This is a genomic window from Parasphingomonas frigoris (assembly GCF_036663815.1).
Taxonomy (GTDB): domain Bacteria; phylum Pseudomonadota; class Alphaproteobacteria; order Sphingomonadales; family Sphingomonadaceae; genus Sphingomonas.
In genome coordinates, this window is sequence record NZ_JAXOJQ010000096.1 from 1 (window position 1) to 1,051 (window position 1,051).

Sequence of the window (1,051 nt, forward strand, 5' to 3'; positions counted from 1 at the left end):
CTGGGCGATCTGTGTCGGGATATCACGACGTGACAGCATCTCGGCATAGTTGAGTAGTCGACGGCTTTGCTTCTCGTTTCCTTCTAATCCGGCGGTTAAGCCAACAACGCGCGCCGCAACTACGTTAATTGGCTCGCGCATTAATGCCTGTGTCGCTATGTCACGTGCGTCCTGAACCCCCTGCGATCCAGTTTCACTGACGAGACGCGCTTCCGCAAGGCGCGACGCCGCACCGGCCGCAAATGGCCACATACGAAGCGCCATCTCTGGATTACTTCGCCCCGAAACTTGAGCTGAAGTCGCCGCGAACGTGACTAGCAAAGCGACGGCGCCGCTCACGAGCACCGTCGCTACCCGCGCAGCGCCGAAACTCGTTCGGGCGTGGCGCGTACGGTCAGGCACGCTTACCGGATGCTTGGCCGCCATAGCCATAGCTGGTGGCTCCATAATTATAGCCATACCCATAATGCGCCCGCTTTGCGTCGAATTTCGTCAATACCACGCCTAGGATGACAGCATTTGCAGCGCGCAGGCGACCAATGGCGACCCGAGCCATGCTTTTCTTGGTGCCGTGGGACTCGATGACGAACACGGTAGCTTCGATCGGGCTCGCGATAAGCGGCGCGTCGGCGAGCCCCATTACCGGCGGAGCATCGAGCACGACATGGTCGAATTGCTTCGATAGTTCCTCTAGGAGCCTCGGGAAGCGTTCCCCAGACAAAAGCTCAGGCGAACTTGGTGGCGTCGGACCAGCAGTCATGACGAACAGTCCGTCATGATCACTCTGATACGCCAAAGCATATGCATCGGAAACGCCGCCCGATAGGTAATTGCTTACGCCTTGGTCGTTCGGGATTCCCAACTCTTCATGCACTGACGGGGAGCGCATATCACAATCGATCAAAATCGTACGACGGCCCTGCCGTGCGAGGGATCGAGCCAGCGCGTAACTGGTAGTCGATTTGCCTTCACCAGCGCGTGTGCTGGTGATTGCAAATACCTTCGGCACCCCGTGGTCGGTCGCGAAGCCAAGAGTGGTTCTCAGAGAAAT

General features: G+C 58.1%; 2 protein-coding genes. Both read right to left on the reverse strand.

Annotation, left to right across the window (positions count from 1 at the left end; all coding sequences use genetic code 11):
- On the reverse strand, positions 1-264 hold a 264-nt coding region (locus U1872_RS22730), incomplete at its 3' end, for a hypothetical protein (protein ID WP_332795111.1).
- Between the two features lie 130 nt (positions 265-394).
- On the reverse strand, positions 395-1,051 hold a 657-nt coding region (locus U1872_RS22735; RefSeq protein ID WP_332795112.1), incomplete at its 5' end, for a CpsD/CapB family tyrosine-protein kinase.